At 67.3% G+C, this 24,204-nt stretch carries 24 protein-coding genes; 13 read left to right on the top strand and 11 right to left on the bottom strand.

What is annotated here, in order from left to right; translation table 11 throughout:
* Nucleotides 1–31: 31 nt before the first annotated feature.
* From murB to AC4PTB_RS04410, 5 genes are all read right to left on the bottom strand, one after another.
* The gene (gene murB / locus AC4PTB_RS04430) at nt 32–952 is read right to left on the bottom strand and encodes a UDP-N-acetylmuramate dehydrogenase (RefSeq protein ID WP_492191886.1); all 921 of its coding nucleotides are present in this window, start codon (nt 950–952) and stop codon (nt 32–34) included.
* A gap of 193 nt (nt 953–1,145) precedes the next feature.
* Nucleotides 1,146–1,385, bottom strand: coding sequence for a DUF2484 family protein (locus AC4PTB_RS04425; RefSeq protein ID WP_492191885.1), 240 nt, complete (start codon nt 1,383–1,385; stop codon nt 1,146–1,148).
* 23 nt (nt 1,386–1,408) lie between these two features.
* On the bottom strand, nt 1,409–2,815 hold the full coding sequence (gene murC / locus AC4PTB_RS04420) for a UDP-N-acetylmuramate--L-alanine ligase (RefSeq protein ID WP_492191884.1): 1,407 nt from the start codon (nt 2,813–2,815) through the stop codon (nt 1,409–1,411).
* Nucleotides 2,812–3,915, bottom strand: coding sequence for a UDP-N-acetylglucosamine--N-acetylmuramyl-(pentapeptide) pyrophosphoryl-undecaprenol N-acetylglucosamine transferase (locus AC4PTB_RS04415; protein WP_492191883.1), 1,104 nt, complete (start codon nt 3,913–3,915; stop codon nt 2,812–2,814). Before AC4PTB_RS04415 ends, murC begins: the two co-directional genes overlap by 4 nt.
* A 10-nt stretch (nt 3,916–3,925) precedes the next feature.
* Nucleotides 3,926–5,095 (bottom strand): peptidoglycan glycosyltransferase FtsW, encoded by a 1,170-nt coding sequence (locus tag AC4PTB_RS04410; RefSeq protein ID WP_492191882.1) that lies wholly within the window; start codon nt 5,093–5,095, stop codon nt 3,926–3,928.
* A 292-nt stretch (nt 5,096–5,387) separates the two neighbouring features.
* On the opposite strand from AC4PTB_RS04410, the gene AC4PTB_RS04405 reads away from it, so the two are divergent.
* Nucleotides 5,388–6,317, top strand: coding sequence for an L-lactate dehydrogenase (locus AC4PTB_RS04405; protein ID WP_492191881.1), 930 nt, complete (start codon nt 5,388–5,390; stop codon nt 6,315–6,317).
* Between the two features lie 3 nt (nt 6,318–6,320).
* Here AC4PTB_RS04405 and ygiD read toward each other — a convergent pair whose 3' ends face one another.
* Both ygiD and AC4PTB_RS04395 read right to left on the bottom strand, forming a co-directional pair.
* Nucleotides 6,321–7,151 (bottom strand): 4,5-DOPA-extradiol-dioxygenase, encoded by an 831-nt coding sequence (gene ygiD / locus AC4PTB_RS04400; protein ID WP_492191880.1) that lies wholly within the window; start codon nt 7,149–7,151, stop codon nt 6,321–6,323.
* A gap of 57 nt (nt 7,152–7,208) precedes the next feature.
* Entirely contained in the window at nt 7,209–7,634 is a 426-nt protein-coding gene (locus tag AC4PTB_RS04395) for a DoxX family protein (RefSeq protein WP_492191879.1), read from the bottom strand.
* Between the two features lie 123 nt (nt 7,635–7,757).
* Here AC4PTB_RS04395 and AC4PTB_RS04390 point away from each other — a divergent pair, with 123 nt between their 5' ends.
* The 6 genes from AC4PTB_RS04390 (at nt 7,758) to ppx (ending at nt 14,756) form a co-directional block, all read left to right on the top strand.
* Nucleotides 7,758–8,666: a LysR family transcriptional regulator gene (locus AC4PTB_RS04390; RefSeq protein ID WP_492192580.1), complete on the top strand. Its 909-nt coding sequence runs from the start codon at nt 7,758–7,760 to the stop codon at nt 8,664–8,666.
* A gap of 117 nt (nt 8,667–8,783) precedes the next feature.
* Complete coding sequence (locus tag AC4PTB_RS04385) at nt 8,784–9,077, top strand: hypothetical protein (RefSeq protein WP_492191878.1); 294 nt, start codon at nt 8,784–8,786, stop codon at nt 9,075–9,077.
* Between the two features lie 84 nt (nt 9,078–9,161).
* Nucleotides 9,162–10,265 (top strand): AI-2E family transporter, encoded by a 1,104-nt coding sequence (locus AC4PTB_RS04380; RefSeq protein WP_492191877.1) that lies wholly within the window; start codon nt 9,162–9,164, stop codon nt 10,263–10,265.
* A gap of 1 nt (nt 10,266) precedes the next feature.
* Nucleotides 10,267–10,944 carry a P-loop NTPase family protein gene (locus tag AC4PTB_RS04375; protein ID WP_492191876.1) on the top strand — a complete coding sequence of 226 codons (678 nt, stop codon included), beginning with the start codon at nt 10,267–10,269 and terminating at the stop codon, nt 10,942–10,944.
* A gap of 47 nt (nt 10,945–10,991) precedes the next feature.
* A complete protein-coding gene (locus AC4PTB_RS04370) occupies nt 10,992–13,166 on the top strand; it encodes an RNA degradosome polyphosphate kinase (protein WP_492191875.1) in 2,175 nt (724 codons plus the stop codon).
* Nucleotides 13,167–13,202: 36 nt separating this feature from the next.
* Nucleotides 13,203–14,756, top strand: a complete 1,554-nt coding sequence (ppx, locus tag AC4PTB_RS04365; protein ID WP_492191874.1) for an exopolyphosphatase — start codon at nt 13,203–13,205, stop codon at nt 14,754–14,756.
* A 17-nt stretch (nt 14,757–14,773) separates the two neighbouring features.
* Here ppx and AC4PTB_RS04360 read toward each other — a convergent pair whose 3' ends face one another.
* From AC4PTB_RS04360 to AC4PTB_RS04345, 4 genes are read right to left on the bottom strand one after another with little or no spacing between them, the layout of a single operon-like run.
* On the bottom strand, nt 14,774–15,229 hold the full coding sequence (locus AC4PTB_RS04360; RefSeq protein ID WP_492191873.1) for a hypothetical protein: 456 nt from the start codon (nt 15,227–15,229) through the stop codon (nt 14,774–14,776).
* Nucleotides 15,230–15,247: 18 nt separating this feature from the next.
* Entirely contained in the window at nt 15,248–16,276 is a 1,029-nt protein-coding gene (locus AC4PTB_RS04355) for an endonuclease/exonuclease/phosphatase family protein (protein WP_492191872.1), read from the bottom strand.
* Nucleotides 16,276–16,980 carry a TerB family tellurite resistance protein gene (locus AC4PTB_RS04350; protein ID WP_492191871.1) on the bottom strand — a complete coding sequence of 235 codons (705 nt, stop codon included), beginning with the start codon at nt 16,978–16,980 and terminating at the stop codon, nt 16,276–16,278. The genes AC4PTB_RS04355 and AC4PTB_RS04350 overlap by 1 nt, the downstream gene beginning before the upstream one ends.
* A gap of 9 nt (nt 16,981–16,989) precedes the next feature.
* Complete coding sequence (locus AC4PTB_RS04345) at nt 16,990–17,058, bottom strand: hypothetical protein (protein ID WP_492192579.1); 69 nt, start codon at nt 17,056–17,058, stop codon at nt 16,990–16,992.
* A gap of 198 nt (nt 17,059–17,256) precedes the next feature.
* On the opposite strand from AC4PTB_RS04345, the gene nhaA reads away from it, so the two are divergent.
* The 6 genes from nhaA (at nt 17,257) to rodA (ending at nt 24,204) form a co-directional block, all read left to right on the top strand.
* Nucleotides 17,257–18,426 (top strand): Na+/H+ antiporter NhaA, encoded by a 1,170-nt coding sequence (gene nhaA, locus AC4PTB_RS04340; protein ID WP_492191870.1) that lies wholly within the window; start codon nt 17,257–17,259, stop codon nt 18,424–18,426.
* Nucleotides 18,427–18,595: 169 nt separating this feature from the next.
* Nucleotides 18,596–19,633 (top strand): rod shape-determining protein, encoded by a 1,038-nt coding sequence (locus AC4PTB_RS04335; RefSeq protein WP_492191869.1) that lies wholly within the window; start codon nt 18,596–18,598, stop codon nt 19,631–19,633.
* Nucleotides 19,634–19,669: 36 nt separating this feature from the next.
* Entirely contained in the window at nt 19,670–20,569 is a 900-nt protein-coding gene (mreC, locus tag AC4PTB_RS04330; RefSeq protein WP_492191868.1) for a rod shape-determining protein MreC, read from the top strand.
* Nucleotides 20,562–21,101: a rod shape-determining protein MreD gene (locus tag AC4PTB_RS04325; protein ID WP_492191867.1), complete on the top strand. Its 540-nt coding sequence runs from the start codon at nt 20,562–20,564 to the stop codon at nt 21,099–21,101. Before mreC ends, AC4PTB_RS04325 begins: the two co-directional genes overlap by 8 nt.
* A gap of 16 nt (nt 21,102–21,117) precedes the next feature.
* Nucleotides 21,118–23,055 carry a penicillin-binding protein 2 gene (mrdA, locus tag AC4PTB_RS04320; RefSeq protein WP_492191866.1) on the top strand — a complete coding sequence of 646 codons (1,938 nt, stop codon included), beginning with the start codon at nt 21,118–21,120 and terminating at the stop codon, nt 23,053–23,055.
* A gap of 9 nt (nt 23,056–23,064) precedes the next feature.
* A complete protein-coding gene (gene rodA / locus AC4PTB_RS04315; protein WP_492191865.1) occupies nt 23,065–24,204 on the top strand; it encodes a rod shape-determining protein RodA in 1,140 nt (379 codons plus the stop codon).

The following is a 24,204-nucleotide window of genomic DNA, read 5'->3' as shown; positions in this document are numbered from 1 at the left end:
GCCGCATCTTGTTATGGACTGCGCGACGACCTCAATATTCGCCCACGCGCATGATTTCCCATTCTAACGAAATTCCCTGCGTCTGCAAAACCTTTTTGCGCACCTCCTCGCCCAATGTTTCCAGATCGCGCGCCGTCGCGCCGCCCGCATTGATCAGGAAATTCGAGTGCATCGGGCTGATCTGCGCGCCGCCAAGGGTCGCCCCGCGCATCCCCGCGTCGTCGATCACCTTCCAGGCCTTCAGCTCCTGGCTGTCATCGGCCCGCCCGGTCGAGGACGCCCCCGAAGGGTTGCGGAAAGTCGATCCGGCCGAGCGTGCCTTGGTCGGCTGGCTCGCGTCGCGTTTGGCGATCTGCTCCTCCATCCGCGCGGCCAGCGCCGCGGGATCGCCAGCGGCGGCGCGGAAGGTCGCGGAAACGATCACCGCCTGATCGGGCAGGGTCGAGCTGCGATAGGCCAGATGCAGATCTTCGGCCGCCATTTCAACAACTTCGCCCGAGCGCAGCACGACCCGGACAGAGATCAGAGCATCGGCGACATAGGCGCCATAGCAGCCCGCATTCATCCGCACCGCGCCGCCGATCGCGCCCGGAATGGTGCGCAGAAAGGTCAGATCGCGCCCGGCCTCGGCGGCCTTGCGCGCGACATGGGCATCGAGCGCAGCCGCCCCCGCGGTCACGGTCTCGCCCTCGATCGCAATCGCATTGAAGCCGCGGCCCAGCCGGATCACCACGGCCCGCAGCCCGCCGTCGCGCACGATCAGGTTCGAGCCGACCCCCATCGGAAAGACCGTTACATCCGCAGGCAGCGCCGCCAGAAAGGCGCGCAGATCCGCCTCGTCGGCGGGCTGAAACAGCCAATCCGCCGGACCGCCGACGCGCAGCCAGGTCAGATCGGCCAGGGGGTAATTCGGCGTCAGCGCGCCGCGCGGGGTGTAGCTCAGCTTGTCCATGCCCTGCCATAACGAGAGCACCCCAATGGGGCAAGGGGTCGAAACAAAGGGGGGGCGCTGCCCCCCGTCCGCAAGCGGACTCCCCCCGGCGTATTTCGACCAGGAAAACGCCGGGCTTTTTCTTGGCGCAAATACGCCGGGGGTGAATTTTGGCGCAGCCAAAAGAGGGGGCAGCGCCCCCCTGCCCCGCCCGTCAGTCGCGCCGATGCATCGCGGCAAAGAGCCGCCGCACCGGCCAGCGCAGCACGCTCAGCCCCCCTGCCAGTGCGACCATCCCCCAGACCGGGCCGTTCTCATAGGTGACCCAGCCAAGGATCGGCACCCCGACCGCGATCAGCGCCCAGGCGGCACGCCAGTGAAACCGGCGCGGACCCAGCGCGATGAGAGAGGCGATCACCGCCCAGAGACAAGCGGTGGCAAGCGAAAACGTCATGGCTGTCCTCCGATAGTGCTGGGTTATCCGAGTTTGGCGGGCAATCCGTTCGCCCAGGTCGAGATCGTCCCGGCGCCAAGGCACACCACGATATCGCCGGGCCGGGCCTGTTCCCGGACCAGTCGCGCCAGGTCTTCCTCGTTCAAAAGCGCGCGGGCGTGGCGGTGGCCGTGCCGGATCAGCCCGGACACCAGATCATCGCGGGACGCGCCGGGGATCGGCTCCTCGCCCGCGGCATAGACATCGGCGATGGCGACGACATCGGCCTCGTTGAAACAGGTGCAGAAATCATCGAACAGATTTTGCAGCCGGGTGTAGCGGTGCGGCTGATGCGCCGCGATCACCCGCGCGCCCGGCGTGGCCGACACCGCCTGCCGCGCCGCTTTCAGAACGGCTGCGATTTCAACCGGATGGTGGCCGTAATCGTCGATCACCGTGACACCGCCCAGCACCTCGCCCACCTTGGTGAAGCGCCGGTTCACGCCCGCGAAATTCGCCAGCGCCTCGCGGATCTCGTCCTTCTTCATGCCCAGATGGCGGGCGACGGCGACGGCCGCCAAGGCGTTCGAGACGTTGTGATTGCCCGGCATCGGCAGGGTGCAGCCCTCGATCACCGCGCCTTCGGCCTGCAGCTGGACATCAAAGCAGTTGCGGCCATTTTCAAAGCGCAGATTGATCGCGCGCACATCGGCCTGCGCGTTGAAGCCGAAGGTCACGACGCGGCGGTCGGTGATCTTGCCCACCAGCGCCTGCACCTCGGGGTGGTCGGTGCAGCAGACGGCCAGACCGTAGAACGGGATGCCGGAGACGAAATCGTAAAAGCCCTTGCGCAGGTTCTCGATCGTGCCCCAATGCTCCATGTGCTCGGGGTCGATGTTGGTCACAATGGCGATCGTCGCGGGCAGCCGGTTGAAGGAGCCGTCGCTTTCATCCGCCTCGACCACCATCCATTCCCCCGCCCCGGCCCGCGCATTCGAGCCATAGGCATGGATGATGCCGCCGTTGATCACCGTGGGATCAAAGCCGCCCTTGTCGAGCAGCGTCGCCACCATCGTCGTCGTGGTGGTTTTCCCATGCGTGCCCGCGATCGCGATGTTCGAGCGCAGCCGCATCAGCTCTGCCAGCATCTCGGCGCGGCGCACCACGGGCAGATGGCGGCGGCGGGCTTCTTCAAGTTCCGGGTTGCCCGGCTTGATCGCCGAGGAGATCACCACCACCGCGGCGGCGCCGATGTTCTCGGCGCGCTGCCCCTCGAAAAAGGTCGCGCCCAGCTCGACCAGCCTGTCGGTGATCTTGCTGGCCTTCGCATCCGAGCCCTGCACCGAAAAGCCCTGCGTCATCAGCACTTCGGCAATGCCCGACATGCCGATGCCGCCAATGCCGATAAAATGGATGGGGCCCAGCTCTCCGGGCAATTTGGTCGCGTTCATGGGCGGGGTCCTGCAAGCTTTTCGACGATGGTCACGAGCCGCGCCGTGGCATCGGGGATGCCTTCGGCCAGCGCTGCACGCGCCATTTGCACCGCGCCTTCGGGATTGTCCAGAACAAGCGCGATCTGGCTGGAGAGCGTGGCGACCGAGGCGGCGGCCTCGGGGATCAGGATCGCCGCACCCGCTTCGGTCAGGCCGCGGGCATTGGCGGTCTGGTGATCGCCCGTCGCGGCGGCATAGGGAATGAGGATCGCGGGCCGCCCGACCACCGAGATATCGGCCACCGACGAGGCGCCCGAGCGCGAGATGACAAGCTGGCATTCCGCCAGACGGCGGGGGACATCGGCGAAGAAGGGCGCGACCTCGGCCTCGAGGCCCGCGGCCTGATAGGCTTCGGTGACGCGGGCGGCATCCTCGGGGCGGGCCTGATGGGCGATGCGCAGATGGCGGCGCAAGCTCTCGGGCAGGGCGGCGAAGGCCGCGGGGACCAGATCCGAGAGGATCCGCGCCCCCTGCGAGCCGCCGATCACCAGAACCGACATCGGATAATCGCCCGGCGGGATATAGGCGGCCCCGGCGCGCTCGACCACGGCGGCGCGGACCGGGTTGCCGGTATGGGTGCCCTGCACGCCGGGCGGCAGATCGGTGGGCCAGGTGCCGCAGGCAAAGGCATGGACGCGGCGGGCGAAGACACGGTTCACCTTGCCCATCACGCCGTTTTGTTCATGGATCGCGCGCGGCACCCCCAGAACCAGCGCCGAGGCCAGCGCCGGGATCGTCGGATAGCCGCCAAAGCCCACCACGACGGCGGGCCGGTCGCGCAGATTGCGCCAGACGGCTGAAACCATCCCGCCCGCCAGCCGGAACGGCACGGCCAGTTTCGCCAGCGCGCCGCCGCGGGCAAAGGTGGCCGAAGCCACCTGTTCCACCGGCACCTGCGCCGGAAAGGCCCCGGCATAGCGGGCGCCGCGGGCATCGGTCGAAAGCTTCACACGCCAGCCGCGGCGGACCATCGCCTCGGCGAGCGCCTGGGCCGGGAACATATGGCCGCCGGTTCCCCCGGCGGCGATCAGAAGCAGAGGCGGTTTGTCGTGATCCATGACCCCCTCCTCAGGCGGCGGGACGATTGCCGAGAATCCGGGCGATCTCGTTTTGCGGCCGGGTACGGGTAAGCGCGAGCAGGAAGCCAAGCGCGATGCCGCTGGCGATCACCGAGGAGCCGCCATAGCTGACGAAGGGCAGCGTCATGCCCTTGGCGGGCAGAAGCCGCACCGCAACCCCCATGTTGATCAGCGCCTGCTCGCCGAAGGCGAAGGCAAGGCCAGTGCCCGCGATCCGCGCGAAGGGGTCGCGTTCGGCCATCATCCGGGTGAGCGAGCGCAGCACGACGATGGCATAAAGCGCGATGATGCCGAGGACGAGGACGAGGCCATATTCCTCGGCCGCGACGGCGACGATGAAGTCGGTATGCGCATCGGGCAGCGACCATTTCACCGAGCCCTCGCCGACGCCGACGCCGAAGAAGCCGCCCTCCTGGATCGCGTTCGTGGCATAGCCGATCTGGGTACGCGGATCGACCTCGGCCGAGAGAAAGCCGTTGATCCGGCGCGCGACGTGTTCGGACATGTTGTAGGCCAGAAAGCCCCCCGCCACCGAAAGCCCCCCCGCCGCGACCAGCGGCAGGATCGGCGCCCCGGAGACGAAATACATCACCATCCAGGAGAACAGGATCAGCGAGGCCTGTCCGAAGTCGGGCTGCAGCGCCAGCGTGACGACGATCAGCGCGGTGAGAATGAAGGAATAAAGCCGCCCGGGCGGGCCTGCCACCTCCAGCGCGGCGGCCATGAACCAGGCCGAGACGATGACGAAACCGGGCTTGAGGAATTCCGAGGGCTGGAACGAGGCGAAGCCGAGCGAGATCCAGCGCACCGCGCCCTTGCCGAAATCGGTGCCGATCACCGGCAGGGCCATCAGGGTAAGGAAGGCGAGCGCGAAGCCCACGACGCCGATGCGGCGGACCTGCTGCGGGCTCATCATCGAGATCGCGACCATCACGACCAGGCCGACGCCGCCGAACAGCGCCTGACGCTTGACGTAATAGAAGGGTTCAAGCCCGTTCTTTTCGGCCAGCGGCACCGAGGCGGCAAGGCCCAGAAGCATGCCGACACCAAAGAGCGCGAAGACCGCGGTCAGCGCCCATTTGTCGATCGTGCGCCACCAGCGTGGAAGCACGGGATCCGTCGCCCGCAAGGGGACGGTGCCGAAAACCATTTCCGTCATCGCGAAAACCGCTCGTTTGCCTGATCTGCCGAGAAACGCCCGATTATCGGGTCTTGGCAACGACTTTAGACCAAGTTGCCCCTTCTGACCAGAGCTTTTGCCGGGCCGCCGCGCGCGGGGGCTTTCGCCCCGGCAGGGCCGGGGCGACCCGCGGGGGCTCCGCCCCCGCACCCCCGGGCGTATTTGCGCCAAGGAAAACCGGGGTTGCGGCAAAGGGGCGGCGGGGCTGAAACGGGGTTGCGCGGGAATGCGGGCGTGTCATGGTAGCGCCATCACAATCGGGAGACGGGCGATGAAGGTCGGAATCGTGGGCGCGGGCATGGTCGGCTCGGCGGCGGGATTTGCCATTGCGATGCGCGGTGGCGCGTCGGAGGTGGTGTTTGTCGATCGCAACGCGGCGCTGGCGCAGGCGCAGGCCGAGGATATCGGCCATGCCGTGCCCTTTGCGCATCCTGTGAAGCTGGGCGCGGGCGATTACGAGGTGCTGGCGGGGGCGGGCATCGTGATCCTGGCGGCGGGGGTGGCGCAAAAGCCGGGCGAGAGCCGGCTCAGCCTTCTGTCGCGCAATGCCGAGGTGTTTTCCGAAGTCATCGCCAAGGTGCGCGCCCAGGCGCCCGGGGCGCTGCTGATCGTCGCCTCGAACCCCGTCGACATCATGACCGAGGTGGCGCAGCGCGCCTCGGGCCTGCCGCCCGAGCGGGTGATCGGCACCGGCACGCTGCTGGATTCGGCGCGGTTCCGGTCGCTTCTGGCCGGGCATCTGGGGGTGGCCGCGCATTCGGTGCATGGCTTCGTGCTGGGCGAGCATGGCGACAGCGAGGTGCTGGCATGGTCCAGCGCCCGCGTCGGTGCCGAGCCTTTGGACCGGATCGCATCGCAGCTGGGGGTGGCGATCACCGAGGAGGTGCGGGCGAAGATCGACGCGGGGGTGCGCCAGGCCGCCTATCGGATCATCGCGGGCAAGGGCGCGACCTGGTATGGCATCGGCGCGGGGCTGGCGCGGCTGGTGCAGGCGATCCGCGACGATCAGCGCGCGGTGATGTCGGTCTCGATCCGCTCGCCCGAGGTGGCGGGGATTGCCGATGTGGCGCTGTCGCTTCCGCGGGTGATCGGCGCGGCCGGGGTGGTCTCGACGCTGGTCCCTTCGCTTGACGAGGGGGAATGGGCGGCGCTGCACCGCTCGGCCGCGGTGCTGAAGGAAAGCGCCGAGGGGCTGTGGTAGCCCCTAGCGCGGGTGAAAGACGAAGGAGCGCATCGAGATCGACCCCAGATCGATCGTCTCGGTCAGGAAGGTCAGATCGTCGCGCGCATCCGAGGCGCCCGCGATGGTCAGCGTCGGCAGGTAATGATCGAGGCTGGGATGGGCCTGCTGCAGAAGGGAGCCGAGCCCGGCGCGGTCGGCCAGCGCGGCAAAGTCGCGATCGGTCAGCCGCCCGGTGAACAACGCGTCGAAGTCCTGTGCGAAATCAAGCGGTTTCGCGTCATCGCTCCAGGTCACGGCGCGCAGGTTGTGCACCACATTGCCCGAGCCGAGGATCAGCACGCCGCGGTTGCGCAGCTCTGACAGCGTCCGGCCGATCTCCAGCTGATGGGCCAGATCGCGGCTCATGTCGACAGAGACCTGAAACACCGGCACGTCGGCCTCGGGATACAGGAACTTCAGCACCGTCCAGGCGCCGTGATCGAGGCCCCAGCTGTCATCGCCCGCGGCGCGGTGGCTGGCCAGAAGCGAGACCACCTCGCGCGCCAGCGCCGGAGCGCCCGGGGCCGGATAGCGCTGGTCGAAAAGCGCCTGCGGGAAGCCGTAGAAATCATGGATCGTGCGCGGCAGCGCCGAGACATCGACGAGCGTCGTGCCCCGCGTCATCCAATGCGCCGAGACGACAAGGATCGCCTTTGGGCGCGGCAGGCTGCGGCCCAGCGCGGTCCAGGCGCGGCTGTTGGCGGTGTCCTCGATCGCGTTCATCGGGCTGCCGTGGCCCAGAAAGACCAGCGGCATCCGGTCCGAGGGCGCGAAGCGGTCGCGCAGGGCCGAGAGGGTTTGAACGGGGGGCATGGCTTTCTCCTTGGGCGGACCGCCCGCGGGTTGGCGCCGCGGGCGGTGACGGTTGGCTCAGGCGAAGATGCCAAGGCGGCGGTCCAGCCCCGGCAGGTGCAGCGCAAAGGCCCCGGCGCCCAGAAGCGCGATCACGCCCTGGATCATCGCCCAGAACAGCGGAAATTCCCAGCCGCCGCCGGTGCCCGAGAACAGCCAGCCATTGCCCGCATGCACCCAGACCGCCCCCAGCAGAACCGGGATCAGCGCCAACGCCACCGCCCGGGTTGCGACGCCGAGGATCAGCGCCAGCCCGCCGCCCAGCTCGGCCAGGATCGTCAGATAGGCAAAGGCGCCCGGCAGGCCGAGGCTTTCGAAATAGCCCACCGTGCCCGGGATGGTGAAAACGGTCAGCTTGAGCAGCCCATGGGCCAGGAAGGTCACGCCCGAGGTCAGGCGCAACAGCGTGGCGGCATAATCGGCGGCGGCGGGGGTCGTGGTCATCTTGATCTCCTGGTCGGGCCGCCCGACGCGGCCTTGCTGCAACCGGAATAGGCCTTGCGGAGCCTCCACAAAATGAAGAATGTATGGAATGACTATCCCTATATTGTTCTGAATGGGGACCGGATGGACATCACCGAGGAATTGCGCGCCTTTGTTGCCACGGCGCAGACCGGGTCTTTCACCGCCGCCGCCGATCAGCTGGGGGTGTCGAACCGGCTGACCTCGAAATATGTCGCGGAACTCGAGGCGCGGCTCGGTGTGCGGCTGTTGCAGCGCACCACGCGGCGGGTCGGGCTGACGCCGGCGGGGGCGGATCTGCTGGCGCGGGCGCCGGCGCTGCTCGATGATCTCGACGATCTTCTGGCCGGGGTTTCCGAGGGCTCGCGCGGGTTTTCCGGGGTGATCCGGCTGTCGGCGCCGGTGACTTTGGGCGAGATCTATGTCGGCGGCATGCTGGCGCGGTTTGCCGCGGCGCATCCGGGGCTGCGCTTCGATCTGCGGCTGAGCGACCGCTTCGTCGATCTGGCGCGCGACGGGATCGATCTGGCCTTTCGCATCGGCCGCTCGGAGATGCTGTCGCTGAAGGCGCGGCGGCTGGGCGAAAGCCGGACCGTGGTGGTGGCAAGCCCGGCCTATCTGGCCGCGCATGGTACGCCCGCGCAGCCCGAGGATCTGGCGCGGCATGATTGCATCGTCGACACCAACCGGCAGCAGCCGCGGCGCTGGCAGTTTCAGGCGGGCGCCGCGCAGGCGGGGGCGGCGCGGGAGGTCACGGTGCAGGGCCGGTTTCACGTCAATTCGGCGCGGGCGGCGGCCGAGCTGGCGATTGCGGGGCTTGGCATCGCCCATGCGCCGCGGTTTGCAGTCTGCGGCGCGCTGGAAACGGGGGCGCTGGTGCCGCTGCTGACCGGCTTTCACAGCCCGCCCAGCCCGGTCAGCGCGGTCTATCTGGAAGGCCGGGTGCTGCCGCGCAAGCTGCGCGCGCTGATCGATTTCGCCGCCGAGGACATCCGCCATGCCGGGATTCTCTAGACCGGGTCGCCAGGCCCCGATCCGGCCGCCGCGTCGGATCGGCAACAGCGGGCGCAGGAGTGCCCCGTCACGAAAAAACCATTTGGCCTCGGCCATGTCCCTTGCCATGCTGCGCGCATGACCCATGTGCCCTTCCTGATCGAAAGCGACCACGCCCGGCTGCGCCACCATCTGCGCGGCATCCGCATCATCGAACTGCGCCAGATCGGCGGCACCCCCGAACAGGGCGCCGAAATGATGGCGCATCTGGAAAGCCTTGGCTTTGCGGTGAAATTCCGCAAGCTTGAGCGGATGTCGCCGCCGCCGCTGATGCGCATGGCGTTTCGCTATCCCGGCCCCGGCACCGCCGAAATGACCATCGCCCCCGATGTCGGCGCCCCGGACACCGCCCCCCTGGATACCGGCCGCTGATCCGGCCCCGGTTTTCACCGCATCGGCCCTTGCAACCGGGCCGCAAAACCCCGATTTTGCCCCGGTACTCGCAAGGAGAGGCGCATGGCCCTGCCGGTTCGCAGCCAAATCACCATCTGGGGCATCAGTGCCGCAGTGCTTGTTCTGGTGCTCTGGAAACTGGGCGATGTGCTGTTGCCCTTTCTGGTGGGCGGCGCCATCGCCTATTTCCTCGACCCGCTGGCCGACCGGCTGGAACGGCTGGGGCTGAGCCGGGCGCTGGCCACCACCACCATCGCGCTGATCGCCACGCTGGGCATCGTCATTCTGGCGCTGGCCGTGGCGCCGCTGCTGCTGCGCCAGCTCATCGGCCTGGTCGAGACCGCCCCCGCCATCGCCACCAGATTGCAGGGGTTTCTGACCACCACCTTCCCCTCGATGATGGAACATGGCTCGATCATCAATGAATCGCTGGCCAGCCTGGGCAATGCGGTCAAGGCGCGCGGCGGCGAGCTGGCGCAGGGGCTCCTGTCCTCGGCGATGACGCTGGTGAATGCGGTGGTGTTCCTTGTCGTCGTGCCGGTCGTCACCTTTTACATGCTGCTCGACTGGGACCGGATGGTGGCGCAGATCAACACGCTGCTGCCGCTTGACCATGCGCCGACGATCCGGCAGCTGGGGCGCGACATCGACCGGGTGCTGTCGGGCTTCGTGCGCGGCCAGGTCTCGGTCTGCCTGATTCTGGGCGGCTTTTATGCCGCCGCGCTGATGGCGGCCGGGCTGAGCTTTGGCCTTTTGGCGGGCGCCATCGCCGGGGCGCTGACCTTCATCCCCTACGTCGGCGCGCTGGTGGGCGGGGTGCTGGCGATCGGGCTGGCGCTGTTCCAGTTCTGGGGCGACTGGATGTCGATCGGCATCGTCGCCGCGATCTTCGCCATCGGCCAGTTCCTGGAGGGCAACGTGATCACCCCGCGTCTGGTCGGCAATTCGGTCGGGCTGCATCCGCTGTGGCTGATCTTCGCGCTCTCCGCCTTTGGCACGCTGTTCGGCTTTGTCGGCATGCTGGTCGCGGTGCCGGTCTCGGCGGTGATCGGCGTGCTGGCCCGCTTCGCCATCGAGCATTACCGGCAGGGGCGGCTTTACCGCGGTCTTGCCGCGCTGGACGAGACGCCGACGACGCTGTCGGACGCCACCGAGACCAAGGCCTGACATGACCCGCCAATTGCCCCTGCCGCTGCCGGTGCGCGTCGCCGAGGGACGCGAGGATTTCTTCGTCGCCCCGGCCAATGCGCTGGCCCTGAGCCTGCTTGACGCGCCCGAAACCTGGGCGCAGGGCCGGATGCTGCTTCTGGGCCCCGAGGGCGCGGGCAAAAGCCATCTGGCCGCGATCTGGGCCTCTGAGCGCGGCGCGGTGATCCGCCCCGCCGCCGAGCTGCGCCCCGAGGCGGTGGCCGATCTGGCCGCGACCGGCGCCGTGGTGATCGAGGATGCGCAGCATCTGGCCGGGCAGGCAGCGGCGGAACAGGCGCTGTTTCACCTGCTCAACCTGACCGCGGCCGAGGGCGGGCGCTGTCTGATCACCGCCCCCTGCCCGCCGCGCGACTGGGGCTTGCGGCTGCCCGATCTGAAAAGCCGCCTTGATGCGACGCAATCGGTGCGCATCGCCCCGCCCGACGAGGCGCTGCTGGCCGCCGTGCTGGTCAAGCTTTTCGCCGACCGGCAGCTGACGGTGCCGCAAAGCCTGATCGACTGGCTGGTCTTGCGGATGGAACGCGCGCTGGGCACGGCGCGGGCGGTGGTGGAGGCGCTGGATGCGCGCGCGCTGGCCGAAGGCCGCGCAATTACCCGTGCGATGGCTGCCGAAGTGCTGGACAGGCTGCAAGGCTGACGCCAAACTGTCATCGCGCCGTCACAATTGAAAAGCATAAGCGCCCCATGACACTCGCCGATTTTCTTTCCGCCCCTTACCCTGCCCCCGTCACCATCCCGGACGAAGAACGCACCGGGCCAAAGCGGTTTTTCAACCGGGAATTGAGCTGGCTCGCCTTCAACTGGCGGGTTCTGGAAGAGGCGGAAAATCCGCGCGTGCCGCTGCTGGAACGGCTGCGCTTCCTGTCGATCTCGGCCAACAATCTGGACGAATTCTACACTGTCCGCGTCGCCGGGCTGATGGAGCTGGTGCGCGAGCGTAACGTCGTGCCCTCGGATGACGGGCTGACGCCGGCCGAACAGCTGGTGCTGATCAACGCCGATGCGCGCAAGCTGATGGAAACGCAGCAGACCACCTTCAACCGGCTGCGCCGCGAGATGGAGGCCGAGGGCATCCATCTGCTCACCCGCACCCGGATCAACGCCCGCGACCGCGCCTTTCTGGCGGAATATTTCCTTGCCAATGTCTTCCCGGTGCTCTCGCCGCTCGCCATCGACCCGGCTCACCCCTTCCCCTTCATTCCCAACACCGGCTTCTGTCTGGCGCTGGAACTGGAGCGCGAGATCGACAAGCGCCGGATGCAGGCGCTGCTGCCGATCCCGCAGCAGATCGCCCGCTTCGTGCGCCTGCCCGGCGAGGCCCGCTTCCTGCCGCTCGAAGAGCTGCTGCTGCTGCATCTGGGCATGCTGTTCCCCGGCTATGCCGACACCGGCCATTGCGCCTTCCGGGTGCTGCGCGACAGCGATCTGGAAGTCGAGGACGAGGCCGAAGACCTTGTGCGCGAGTTTGAAACCGCGCTGAAACGGCGTCGCCGCGGTCAGGTGATCCGGCTGAAGATCTCGGCGGGCGCCCCCGAGGCGCTGCGCCGTCTGGTGATGGAGGAATTGCAGGTCGCCCCCGATGCGGTGGTCGAGGTCAAGGGCCTTTTGGGCATCGCCGATCTGTCGCAGCTGGTGCTGTCGAGCCGCCCCGACCTGCTCTGGCCGCCGTTTTCCCCGCGCGTGCCCGAACGGGTCGAGGATCACGCGGGCGACATGTTCGCGGCGATCCGGCAGAAAGACATCCTGCTGCATCACCCCTACGAGACCTTCGATCTGGTGATCCGCTTCCTCAATCAGGCGGCGCATGACCCGAACGTGCTGGCGATCAAGCAGACGCTTTATCGCACCTCCAAGGACAGCCCCGTGGTGGATGCTTTGTGCGAGGCGGCCGAGGCGGGCAAATCGGTCACGGCGCTTGTGGAACTCAAGGCGCGGTTCGACGAGGCGGCGAACATCCGCCAGTCGCGGCGGCTGGAACGCGCGGGCGCGCATGTGGTCTATGGCTTCATGCATCTGAAAACGCATGCGAAAATCTCGACCGTGGTGCGGCGCGAGGGCGATACGCTGGTGACCTATACCCATTATGGCACCGGCAACTATCACCCGATCACCGCGCGGATCTATACCGACCTGAGCTTCTTCACCTGCGATGCGCAGCTGGGCCGCGACGCCACCAAGGTCTTCAACTACCTGTCGGGCTATGTGCAGCCCGCAGGGCTGGAGAACCTCGCCATCTCGCCGATCACGCTGAAACCGCGGCTTCTGGAGCTGATCGGCGCCGAGATCGACCATGCGAAAGCCGGGCGTCCGGCCGAGATCTGGGCCAAGATGAACAGCCTGATCGACCCCGAGGTGATCGACGCGCTTTATGCCGCCTCGAATGCCGGGGTGAAGATTTCCATTGTCACCCGCGGCATCTGCGGCGTGCGGCCCGGCATCAAGGGCCTGTCGGAGAATATCCGGGTCAAATCCATCGTCGGGCGCTTCCTGGAGCATTCGCGCATCGTCTGTTTCGGCAATGGCCACGGCCTGCCCTCGGATCAGGCGCGGGTCTTCATGTCCTCGGCCGACTGGATGGGCCGCAACCTGACGCGCCGGGTCGAAACCCTGGTCGAAGCGAAGAACGAGACGGTGAAGGCGCAGATCGTGGGGCAGATCATGACCGCGAACATGGCCGATACCGCGCAAAGCTGGTTACTCGGCCCCGATGGCCACTACACACGCCATCTACCTGAAGGAAAAGAGCTTTTTTCCTGTCATCGCTATTTCATGGAAAATCCTTCGCTCTCGGGGCGGGGCTCGGCGGGGGCCAAGGACGTTCCTGCCCTTGCCCATTCCCCCCTGGACACGATAGCGTGAGGTCGCTCACACCGTAACGACTCAGCAGGCTGCCCGATGATCGCAAAGACCGTTGCCCCGCACTCGGACAACGAGGACTGGGATCCTTTCGGGCGCGAGCTGTTCGATGATCCCTCGGCGCGGGCGCTCTCGCGCGTCGGTGTCGTCGATGTCGGCTCGAACTCGGTGCGGATGGTGGTCTTTGACGGCGCCGCCCGCTCGCCCGCCTATTTCTACAACGAAAAGGTGATGGCGGGGCTGGGTCAGGGGCTGGCGGAAACCGGGATGCTTTACCCCAAGGGCCGGGCCCGGGCGCTCTCGGCGCTCAAGCGTTTCGCGCTGCTGGCGAAGGGCATGGAGATCGGGCCGCTGACCTGTGTCGCCACTGCCGCGGTGCGCGAGGCCAAGGACGGGCCGGAGTTTCAGCGTCAGGTCGAGCAGGAAACCGGGCTGCGGCTGCATGTGATCGACGGCGCCGAGGAGGCGCGGCTTTCGGCGCAGGGCGTGCTGGTGGGCTGGCCCGAGGCGCAGGGGATCATCTGCGACATCGGCGGCAACTCGATGGAGCTGGCCGTTCTGGGCGGCGGCAAGGTCGGCGCGCGGGCGACCTCGCCCTTGGGCCCGTTCCGGCTGCAGCAGGTCAAGGGCGGCCGCAAGGAGCTGACCGCGCATATCCGCGAGCATATCGCGCGGCTCGCCGCGGCGGTGGGGCTTGGGCATGAGCGGCTCTATCTGGTCGGCGGCTCGTGGCGGGCGATTGCGCGGCTCGACATGGAGCGGCGCAACTATCCGCTTCTGGTGCTGCACGAATACCGGATGGACCCGGAGAACCTTTTGAAAACGCTCGACTGGGTCGCCAAGCAGGACATGGCGGCGCTGCGGGCGAAGACCGGCACCTCGGAAGCGCGGATGGAGCTGGTGCCGCTCGCCTCGATGGTGCTGCGCGAGCTGATCGAGACCTTCAAGCCGAAGGAGATCGACGTTTCCTCCTATGGCATCCGCGAGGGGCTGCTTTATGAAAAGATGCCCGACAAGCTGCGGGCGCGCGATCCCCTGATCGAGGCGTGCCGGCATGCCGAACGCACGATGTCGCGGCTGCCGGGGTTCGGGAAACGGTTGCATGCCTTCATCCAGCCGCTCTTTGGCGAGGTCTCGCCCAAGCGCTACCGGCTGATCCGGGCGGCCTGCCTGCTTCACGACACCACCTGGCGCACCCATCCCGATTACCGCGCCGAGGCCTGTTTCGACAATGTCACCCGCGCCAACATGGCGGCGCTGAGCCATCCCGAACGGGTGTTTCTGGGGGTGTCGCTGCTGCATCGCTACAAGAATTCGCGCGCGGGCAGCCGGTTCGAGCCGCTGTTCTCGCTGCTCTCGCCCGAACAGCTGCGCGAGGCGGAAATTCTGGGCAAGGCGATGCGGTTTGGCGCGATGTTCTCGATCCAGGACCCGGGCGATGCCGGGGAACTGAGCTACAACGCGACAACGAATGCGATCGAGCTGCGGCTGACGAAACGCGGCGCGGGGCTGTTTGGCGAAGTGGCCGAGGCCCGCTTTGCCGCACTTGCCGCGGCGATGAAGGCCACGCCGATGGTGGTGCTGCCGGGCTGATCCGGCGGTTTCGGGCCTTACAGATCCGTCACCGGCCCCGGGCTTCCCGGCTTTGCCCGGTCATCGGGCGCAGGCAAGGGCGGCGGCTTCGGCGCCCCCGGCAGACGGCGGATCACGATATCGCCGTTCGGCAGCCGCTCGGGCGCCTGATAATTCCGCACATCGTCAATCAGCGCCATGATCTCGCGCAGCTTCGGCCCAAGCTTGTCCGCCGCCGTGCCCAGACCCTTTTGCATCTCCTCGATCTCGGGGGCCATTTCCTGAAGCAGCCCACGCAGGAACATGTCCGCGCCCCGCTCGATCAGCGACTTGCCCGCCGCCATGTCATCGCGCGGGCTGGGCGCGGGCACTTCGGCCACCGGCGGCGGAACCGGGGGCGGCGCGGGCTGCGGCGCCTCCTCGGCCCAGACAAGCCAGCCGCCCAGAGCAAGGGCGAGCGCAGCAGATCCCAGAAGAAGCGCAGAAGGTTTCATCCGCCCAATATAGGCGCGCTACAGCGCCAAATCCACCGAGACGGGGAAATGATCCGAGGCCTGCAGCAAGGCCTCGCGCAATTCCGCCACCCGATAGCAGCCCGGATCGTCAAACGGATGCCAGATCCGCCATTTCGGTGCATGCGCGCACAGATCGGGCGACAGCGCGATGTAATCGAGCATCGCCGAAAAGAACCGCCCCGGCGGCGGCTCGGGGATGAAGAACCGCGCCGAGGCGGGCAGCGCCGTCGTCTTGCCGCGCGGCAAGCGCGCATGCGGGTCGTGCAGCGCCCGCGCGGGCGGGCCGCCGGTGCCCAGCACGATTTCAAGCCCCGACCGGCCGAACAGCGCCTCATATTCGTCCAGCCCCGGCCCGTCGTTGAAATCGCCCAGCACGATCAGGCTTTCGCCCGCGTCCAGCACCTCGTCGATCCGGCGGCGCAGCCACAGGCATTGCGCCAGCTGCTTGCGCCGGTTCTCGATCGCCAGCCGCACCTCGGAGGCCGGATCATTCGCCCCATGCGGCGCCTTGGATTTCAGATGCACCCCGATCAGCCGCAGCCGCTTGCCGGTGGCGGGGCCGGTCAGAACCTCCAGCTGCGCTTCCAGCGGCGGTTTCGAGAAACGCACCGTGTCCAGCCGGTCATCGATATCGAGATCGATCTTCAGCGACAGATCGAAGCGCGGCGCCGCGGCGCTGCCCTCGGCGGGATCATGCCAGAGCCGCAGCACCTCGGGGTCGTAAAGCGCGGCGATTTCCTGCTGCGTGTCATTGGCAAAACCCCTCACCGCGGAGCGCTGCCGCAGCCCGTATTTCGCCGCGAAGGCTTCGAGCATCGGCACGGTCTGGCGGCGGGGGTTGTCGTCGGGGGCCTCGACGATAAGGATGCAATCGGCGTCCAGCGCGGTAAAGACGATGCCCAGCGCGCCCAGCTGCTCCGCCCGCGTCACCCCGTAGCGCCCCGAACTTTCGCCATCCTCCAGAATCCGGCCGCGCCGGTCGAACAAGGACGTGAACCATTCGACATTGTAACAGGCGATCCGCATCACAGCGCCGCCTGTTTCGCCCCGGCCGAAATTTCTGCCCAGGCGCGGTTGAGCGCGATGATCCGCTCTTCGGCCAGCTTCACCGCCTCGGGCGGCAGGCCGCGCGCCATCGCCCGGTCGGGATGGGCCTCGCGCACCATCTTGCGCCAGCGCGCCCGCGCCGCCGCCAGATCCGATCCCGGCGCCAGCTCCAGCACCGACCAGGGATCGGGCGCCGCATCGGCGACATAAGTCGCACGGATCGAGCGGAAACAGGCCTCATCGAGCCCGAAGATCGCCGAGACCTCGCGCAGGAAGGCATCCTCGTTGTCGTGATATTCGCCATCGGCGAGCGCGATGGTGAACAACCCCTCCAGCAGATCCTGCAGCACCGGTGCGCCCGGGCCGAACATCGCCGCGATCTTGCGGGCATAGGCGTCAAAGCCCGCCACATCGGTCCGCGCCATATCGAAGACGCGGGCGGCGTTCTGTTCTTCCTCGGGCGCGATCACGAAGACGCGGCGAAAGGCCGTCACCTCGTCGCGGGTGACGCGGCCATCGGCCTTGGCCATCTTGGCGCCCAGCGCGATCACCGCGATGGTAAAGGCGACGCTGCGTTCGGGCGGGGTTTTCAGATGGTCGAAAACCGCCGAAAGCCCCTCGCCCCGGGCGAGAGCCGAAAGCGCCTCGCCAATGCGGGCCCAAAGAGAAAGCGGCTTGTCCATGCGGCCAGTCTAAACCGTCGTTCCGGCTTTTGCATCAGCCCAAGGTCGAAAAATGCCGGAATTTCGCCCCGCCGCCACCCCGGGTCTAAACTACGGCCCAAACCACAGCCCCCGCGTCCAAACCGCTGTTTGCACGCCGCAAATTCAGGGCAACCGCGGCGGGCAGGCCCGGCGGGGCTGCCGGGAGCAAACGAAAACGACGTGCCAGATGTCGATTTTTCTTGCGCCCGGCGTCTCAGGCCCCATTTTCGGACAAACCCAACGAAAGGAGCGCCAGTGCTGACACGGATCGAGAAACTTTTCGCGCATGAGGCCGCGGGCGGCATCATGCTGATCCTGGCAACCATTGTGGCGCTGATCCTGGCGAATTCCGGACTTTCAGGGCTTTACACGCAGGTTCTGCAGCTGAAATTCACCGTCGCCCTGGGCGAGACGGGGCTGTCGAAACCCCTGGTCCTGTGGATCAATGACGGGCTGATGGCGATCTTTTTCCTGCTGGTCGGGCTGGAGCTGAAACACGAGCTGCGCGAGGGGCGGCTGAAGACGCCCTCGAATGTGGTGCTGCCCGGGGTGGCGGCGCTGGGGGGGATGGTGGTGCCCGCGCTGATCTATCTTGCCTTCACCTGGTCCGATCCGCTCTATCGCACCGGCTGGGCGATCCCGGCGGCGACCGACATCGCCTTCGCGATCGGGGTGGTGGCGCTGCTGGGCCGGCGGGTGCCGCCCGCGCTGAAACTGTTCCTGCTGACGTTGGCGATCCTTGATGACCTTGGCGCCATTCTGGTGATCGCGCTGTTTTACACCGCGACGCTGAAGCCCGTTTATCTGGCTCTGGCGCTGATCCCGATCGCGCTGATGGCACTGCGGCTGTGGTTTGGGGCGCATCGGATCGCACCGACGCTGATCCTCGGCGCGGTGCTGTGGGTGCTGGTGCTGAAATCGGGGGTGCATGCGACGCTGGCCGGGGTGATCACGGCGTTTTTCCTGCCGGTCCGCGACCGTTTCGGCAAATCGCCGCTGCATGCGCTGGAACATGGGCTGGCGCCCTATGTCGCCTTCCTGATCGTGCCGATCTTCGCGCTGGCCAATGCGGGCGTCAACCTGAGCGGCCTTGGCCTTGCCGATCTGCTGGCACCGCTGCCGCTGGCCATCGCGCTGGGGCTGGTGGTCGGCAAGCAGCTGGGGGTCTTTGGCGCCACTTTCGCGCTGGTGAAACTGGGCCTTGCCCGCCTGCCCGAGGGGGCGGGCTGGCTGCAGCTTTACGGCATCTCGGCGCTCGCAGGGATCGGCTTCACCATGTCGCTGTTCATCGGCTCGCTGAGCTTTCAGACCGATGCCGAAATGAACGCGGTGCGGCTGGGGGTGCTGGCGGGGTCGCTGGTTTCGGCGCTGCTGGGCTTTGCCGTGCTGCGCATGGCGCCGCCGCGCACCGGGCCCGGGCATTGAGCCGCCCGGTGAGCCATCGGGTGAGACGCCCCGGCCCGCTCCGCCCCGGCCCCGCCGTCAATCCGCCGATTTCAGCGATAGCGGCTTTCCCCGCGCGGGGGCTTTGCCTATATGGGCATAAACCGGGCTCGGAGCCGAGTCGCGGCAGCATCATCATGGGAACGGCGATATGAGCGGGTGGGGCGGAATCTTCTCTTCCGACATGGCAATCGACCTCGGAACGGCGAATACGCTGGTCTATGTCAAGGGCAAGGGCATCGTGCTGAACGAGCCCTCGGTGGTGGCCTATCACGTCAAGGACGGCAAGAAACAGGTTCTGGCCGTGGGCGAGGATGCCAAGCTGATGCTGGGCCGCACGCCCGGCTCGATCGAGGCGATCCGGCCGATGCGCGATGGGGTCATCGCCGATTTCGACAGCGCCGAGGAAATGATCAAGACCTTCATCCGCAAGGTCCACAAGCATTCCACCTTCTCAAAGCCGAAGATCCTGGTCTGCGTGCCGCATGGCGCGACGCCGGTTGAGAAACGCGCGATCCGGCAGTCGGTGCTGTCGGCGGGGGCGCGGCGGGCCGGTCTGGTGGCCGAACCGATCGCCGCGGCGATCGGCGCGGGCATGCCGATCACCGATCCGACCGGGAACATGGTCGTCGATATAGGGGGAGGCACCACCGAGGTCGCGGTGCTGAGCCTTGGCGACATCGTTTACGCCCGCTCGGTCCGCGTTGGCGGGGATCGCATGGACGAGGCGATCATCTCCTATCTGCGCCGTAATCTGAACCTTCTGATCGGCGAATCCACCGCCGAGCGGATCAAGACCACGATCGGCACCGCGCGCATGCCCGATGACGGCCGCGGCACCAGCCTTTTGGTGCGGGGCCGTGACCTGCTGAACGGCGTGCCGAAGGAAATGGAAATCAATCAGGCCCAGGTCGCCGAGGCGCTGGCCGAACCGGTGCAGCAGATCTGCGATGCGGTGATGCAGGCGCTGGAAACCACGCCCCCCGATCTGGCCGCCGACATCGTCGACCGCGGCGTGATGCTGACCGGCGGCGGCGCGCTGCTGGGCGAGCTGGACCTGTCGCTGCGCGAACAGACCGGGCTGTCGATTTCCATCGCCGACCAGCCGCTCAACTGCGTCGCTCTGGGCACCGGCAAGTCGCTGGAATACGAACAGCAACTGCGGCATGTGATCGACTACGACAGCTGAGGCCCCGCCCAGTTCCAGTCGTGACCGGAGGCTTGCGTGGCACGAGACCGCGACGAGGACTATGCCGGACCGCTGCGCCGCATCCTGATTGCGGTGCTGGCGATCGGACTTGCCCTTTCCTTCCTTTTGTGGCGCATCGACGGCCCGCGGGTCGAGCGCTTGCGCTCGGCCTTTGTCGACCGCTTCGTGCCGACTTTCGACTGGGCGATGGTGCCGGTGACGAAAGCGCTTGGCATGGTCGAGGGCTTTCAGAGCTACGCAAGGATTTATGAACAGAACCAGGAGCTTCGCCGCGAACTTCAGCAGATGAAGGCGTGGAAGGAAGCGGCGGTGCAGCTGGAGCAGCAAAACGCCAAGCTGCTGGCGCAAAACCAGGTGCGGCTGGACCCCAAGCTCACCTCGGTTTCGGGCGTGGTGCTGGCCGACAGCGGCAGCCCGTTCCGGCAATCGGTGCTGCTCAACCTGGGCTCGCGCGATGGCATCGTCGATGGCTGGGCGACGATGGACGGGCTGGGGCTTGTGGGCCGCATTTCCGGCGTCGGCCGGACGACCAGCCGGGTGGTGCTGTTGACCGATACCGCCTCGCGCGTGCCGGTGACGATCCAGCCCGCCGGGCAGCGGGCGCTGCTGGCGGGGGACAATTCCACCCTGCCGCCCTTGGATTTCCTGGAAAACCCCGATCTGGTGCGGCCGGGCGACCGCGTCGTGACCTCGGGCGATGGCGGGGTGTTCCCGGCCGGTCTTCTGGTAGGCCAGGTCGTGCAGGGACAGGACCGCCGGTTGCGCGTGCTTCTGGCCGCCGATTACCAACGCCTTGATTTCCTGCGCGTCCTGCGCTCGCATCCGGCCGAGCGGATCAAGGATGTCGGCCCGCTGGTGCCGCCGCCCGCGGTCCGGCCCCTGCCCCCCGCCGCCTCCGGGGGCGAGGATGGTTGACCCCGTCACCTCGCGCCGGCTGGCCCATGCGGCGCTTTATCTTGGCCTGGTGCTGATCATCCTGTTCTTGCGGATGCTGCCGATCAACCCGGTCTCGGACGGGTTTCCCGGCCCCGATCTGATGCTGGCGCTGACGCTGGCCTGGGTGATGCGCCGCCCCGATTACCTGCCCGCGGCGCTGATCGTCGCCGCCTTCCTGCTGGAAGATTTCATCTCCTGGCGCCCGATCGGGCTTTGGACGCTGATCGTGCTGGCGGGGACCGAATTCCTGCGCGCGCGGGAGCAAAGCTCGCGCGATCTGCCCTTCGTGCTGGAGGCGGTGCTGATCGGCACGGTGCTGGTGGGGATGCTGCTGGCGAACCGCTTCATCCTCGGCCTTGTCATGGTCGAGCAGCCGCCGCTTGGTCGCGAAGTTTTGCGCATGCTGGCGACCTTTGTCGCCTATCCTTTCGTCGTGGCGCTGTCGGCGCTGGCCTTCGGGCTGCGCCGCGCCGCGCCGGGCGAGGTCGACGACCTCGGGCGGCCGTTGTGAACGGGGGGGCAGCAGGATGCTGAAGGGGCTCAGACGGCGCAGCCAGGCCAATGCGCAGGCCAGCCGCACCACGATCACCCGCCGCGCGCTGATGCTGGGCGGCGCGCAGGCGGCGGTGGTGGCGGCGCTGGGGCTGCGGATGCGGCACATGCAGCTGGAACGGGCCGATGAATTCCGCATGCTGGCGGATGGCAATTCGATCAAGATCCGGCTGATCCCGCCCGCGCGCGGGCTGATCTATGACCGCAACGGCCTGCTTCTGGCGGGCAACGAACAGAATTACCGCGTGACGATGACGCGCGAGGATGCCGAGGATGTCCCCGCCGAACTGGCGGCGCTGCGCCGGCTGATCCCGATGACCGATGCCGATGCCGCGGAATTGCTGGCGGAAATCAAGCGTCGCCCGCCCAATGCGCCGATCACCATCGCCGACCGGCTGAGCTGGGAGGAATTCTGTTCGGTCTCGATCAACACCCCCGCCCTGCCCGGCGTGACCCCCGAAGTCGGCCTGTCGCGGCATTACCCGCATGGGCCGGATTTCGCCCATGTGCTGGGCTATGTCGGGCCGGTGTCGGATTACGACCTGTCGAAGCTGGAAAACCCCGATCCGCTGCTGCGCATTCCGCGCTTCCAGCTTGGCAAGTCGGGGATCGAGGCGAAGCTCGAGGACGAGCTGCGCGGCAAGGCCGGACAGCGGCGGGTCGAGGTGAATTCGGCCGGGCGCGAGATGCGCGAACTCAGCCGCCGCGAGGGCGATCCGGGCGTGGCGCTGCAGCTGACGCTGGAGGCGCGGTTGCAGAATTTCGCGCTGCAACGGCTGGCGGGGGAAAGTGCCGCCGCGGTGGTGATGGATGTGACGAATGGCGATATCCTGGCCATCGCCTCGGCGCCGTCCTTTGACCCGAACCTGTTTGTGCGCGGCATTTCCGGCGCCGATTACACCGCGCTGATGGAAAACGACCACCGGCCGCTGGCGGACAAGACGGTGCAGGGGCTTTACCCGCCCGGCTCGACCTTCAAGATGGTGACGCTGCTGGCCGCGCTGGAGGCCGGGGTCATCAGCCCCGAAGAGACGGTCTATTGCCCGGGCTACATGACCGTGGGCGGGCGGCGTTTCGGCTGCTGGAAGCATTCGGGCCATGGCCGGGTGAATGCGGTCTACAGTCTCGAGCAGAGCTGCGACACCTATTATTATGACATCTCGCAGCGCGTCGGCATCGAGGCGATCTCGGCGATGGCGCGGCGGCTGGGGATCGGCGTCAGGCACGACCTGCCGATGTCGGCGGTGGCCGAAGGCAATGCGCCGACGAAGGACTGGAAGCAGAAGCGGCACGGCAAGGGCTGGCAGATCGGCGACACGATCAACGCCTCGATCGGTCAGGGCTATGTGCTGGCCTCGCCGTTGCAGCTGGCCGTGATGGCCTCGCGCATCGCCTCGGGGCGGGCGGTGGTGCCGCGGCTGGTGCGGGCGCGCGACGGGGTCGAGGTGCCCGTCCCCGAAGCGCCGCTGCTGGATATCGACCCGGCGCATCTGGCCGTCGCGCGGCGCGGCATGTGGGCCGTGGTGAACGGCTCGCATGGCACCGCGGGCGGCTCCAAGGTGGTGCTGCAGGACTGGCTGATGGCGGGCAAGACCGGCACCTCGCAGGTGCGCTCGGCCGTGGTCAACAACAAGGCCGTGCCCTGGGAGCAGCGCGACCATGCGCTGTTCGTCTGTTTCGCCCCGGTGGCCGATCCGAAAGTTGCGGTGGCGCTGATCGTCGAACATGGCGGCGGCGGCTCTTCGGCGGCGGCGCCGATCGCCCGCGACATCTTGCTGTTTGCGCTGGCGGGCGGGCTGCCGCCGCTGGCCGCCTATCCCGCCGCGCAGCGCGAGACGGTGAAAACCCGGTTCGAGTCGCTTGACCTGATCGATCCGGCGCGTTTCGCCGCGCCGACCCGTGGCCGGGCCTGAGGGGGCGCGATGAGTTACCTGCAAAACAACCTCAAGACGATCCCCACCGGGCCGACGAAGATCCTGTTCCTGAACTGGCCGCTGATCTTCCTTTTGACCGCGGTGGCGGGGACCGGCTTTCTGATGCTCTATTCCGTCGCCGGGGGGAACCTTGAGACCTGGGCCGAGCCACAGATGAAACGCTTCGGCGTCGGTCTGGTGACGATGATCGCGGTCGGGCTGACGCCGATCTGGTTCTGGCGCAATGTCTCGGGGGTGATCTACACGATCGCGCTGTTGCTGCTGGTGGCGGTGGAACTCGTCGGCGATATCGGGATGGGGGCGCAGCGCTGGCTGGATCTTGGCCCCCTGCGGCTGCAACCCTCTGAAATCATGAAGATCGGTCTGGTGATGCTGCTGGCCGCCTATTATGACTGGCTGCCCGCCGAAAAGGTCTCCAGCCCGATCTGGGTGGCGCTGCCGGTGGCGCTGATCCTGATGCCGACCTTTCTGGTGCTGACCCAGCCCGATCTGGGCACGGCGGTGATGCTGACCTTGGGCGGCGGTTTCGTGATGTTCGCGGCAGGCGTCAGCCTTTGGTTCTTTGGCACGATCATCGCGGTGGTCGTGGCGCTGGTGGCGGCGGTGCTGGAAAGCCGCGGCACCTCGTGGCAGCTGCTGCACGACTATCAGTTCAAGCGCATCGACACGTTCCTTGACCCTTCCGCCGATCCCTTGGGCGCGGGCTACAACATCATGCAGGCGCAGATCGCGCTCGGCTCGGGCGGCTGGTCGGGGCGGGGCTACATGCAGGGCACGCAAAGCCATCTGAACTTCCTGCCGGAAAAGCACACCGACTTCATCTTCACCACGCTGGCCGAGGAATTTGGCTTCATCGGCGCCTTTGGCCTGTTGTCGCTTTATGTCGGCATCATCGCCTTCGCGACCTATACCGCGCTCTCGACCAAGGACCGCTATGCCTCGCTCGTCTCGCTCGGCGTCGCCGGAACGTTCTTCTTCTTCTTCGCCATCAACATGGGGATGGTGATGGGGCTGATGCCGGTGGTGGGGGTGCCGCTGCCGATGGTCAGCTATGGCGGCACGGCGATGATGATCCTGCTGGCCGCCTTCGGCCTTGTGCAAAGCGCCCATGTCCACCGCCCGAGGTAA

The sequence above is a fragment of the Rhodobacter sp. 4.3.4 genome, from assembly GCF_058724655.1.
This window is presented reverse-complemented; position numbering and strand designations above follow the sequence as displayed.

Coding starts and splice junctions, on each gene's coding strand:
- murB (WP_492191886.1), bottom strand. CDS start 952: ATGGACAAGCTGAGCTACACCCCGCGCGGCGCGCTGACGCCGAATTAC.
- AC4PTB_RS04425 (WP_492191885.1), bottom strand. CDS start 1,385: ATGACGTTTTCGCTTGCCACCGCTTGTCTCTGGGCGGTGATCGCCTCT.
- murC (WP_492191884.1), bottom strand. CDS start 2,815: ATGAACGCGACCAAATTGCCCGGAGAGCTGGGCCCCATCCATTTTATC.
- AC4PTB_RS04415 (WP_492191883.1), bottom strand. CDS start 3,915: ATGGATCACGACAAACCGCCTCTGCTTCTGATCGCCGCCGGGGGAACC.
- AC4PTB_RS04410 (WP_492191882.1), bottom strand. CDS start 5,095: ATGACGGAAATGGTTTTCGGCACCGTCCCCTTGCGGGCGACGGATCCC.
- AC4PTB_RS04405 (WP_492191881.1), top strand. CDS start 5,388: ATGAAGGTCGGAATCGTGGGCGCGGGCATGGTCGGCTCGGCGGCGGGA.
- ygiD (WP_492191880.1), bottom strand. CDS start 7,151: ATGCCCCCCGTTCAAACCCTCTCGGCCCTGCGCGACCGCTTCGCGCCC.
- AC4PTB_RS04395 (WP_492191879.1), bottom strand. CDS start 7,634: ATGACCACGACCCCCGCCGCCGCCGATTATGCCGCCACGCTGTTGCGC.
- AC4PTB_RS04390 (WP_492192580.1), top strand. CDS start 7,758: ATGGACATCACCGAGGAATTGCGCGCCTTTGTTGCCACGGCGCAGACC.
- AC4PTB_RS04385 (WP_492191878.1), top strand. CDS start 8,784: ATGACCCATGTGCCCTTCCTGATCGAAAGCGACCACGCCCGGCTGCGC.
- AC4PTB_RS04380 (WP_492191877.1), top strand. CDS start 9,162: ATGGCCCTGCCGGTTCGCAGCCAAATCACCATCTGGGGCATCAGTGCC.
- AC4PTB_RS04375 (WP_492191876.1), top strand. CDS start 10,267: ATGACCCGCCAATTGCCCCTGCCGCTGCCGGTGCGCGTCGCCGAGGGA.
- AC4PTB_RS04370 (WP_492191875.1), top strand. CDS start 10,992: ATGACACTCGCCGATTTTCTTTCCGCCCCTTACCCTGCCCCCGTCACC.
- ppx (WP_492191874.1), top strand. CDS start 13,203: ATGATCGCAAAGACCGTTGCCCCGCACTCGGACAACGAGGACTGGGAT.
- AC4PTB_RS04360 (WP_492191873.1), bottom strand. CDS start 15,229: ATGAAACCTTCTGCGCTTCTTCTGGGATCTGCTGCGCTCGCCCTTGCT.
- AC4PTB_RS04355 (WP_492191872.1), bottom strand. CDS start 16,276: ATGCGGATCGCCTGTTACAATGTCGAATGGTTCACGTCCTTGTTCGAC.
- AC4PTB_RS04350 (WP_492191871.1), bottom strand. CDS start 16,980: ATGGACAAGCCGCTTTCTCTTTGGGCCCGCATTGGCGAGGCGCTTTCG.
- AC4PTB_RS04335 (WP_492191869.1), top strand. CDS start 18,596: ATGAGCGGGTGGGGCGGAATCTTCTCTTCCGACATGGCAATCGACCTC.
- AC4PTB_RS04325 (WP_492191867.1), top strand. CDS start 20,562: ATGGTTGACCCCGTCACCTCGCGCCGGCTGGCCCATGCGGCGCTTTAT.
- mrdA (WP_492191866.1), top strand. CDS start 21,118: ATGCTGAAGGGGCTCAGACGGCGCAGCCAGGCCAATGCGCAGGCCAGC.
- rodA (WP_492191865.1), top strand. CDS start 23,065: ATGAGTTACCTGCAAAACAACCTCAAGACGATCCCCACCGGGCCGACG.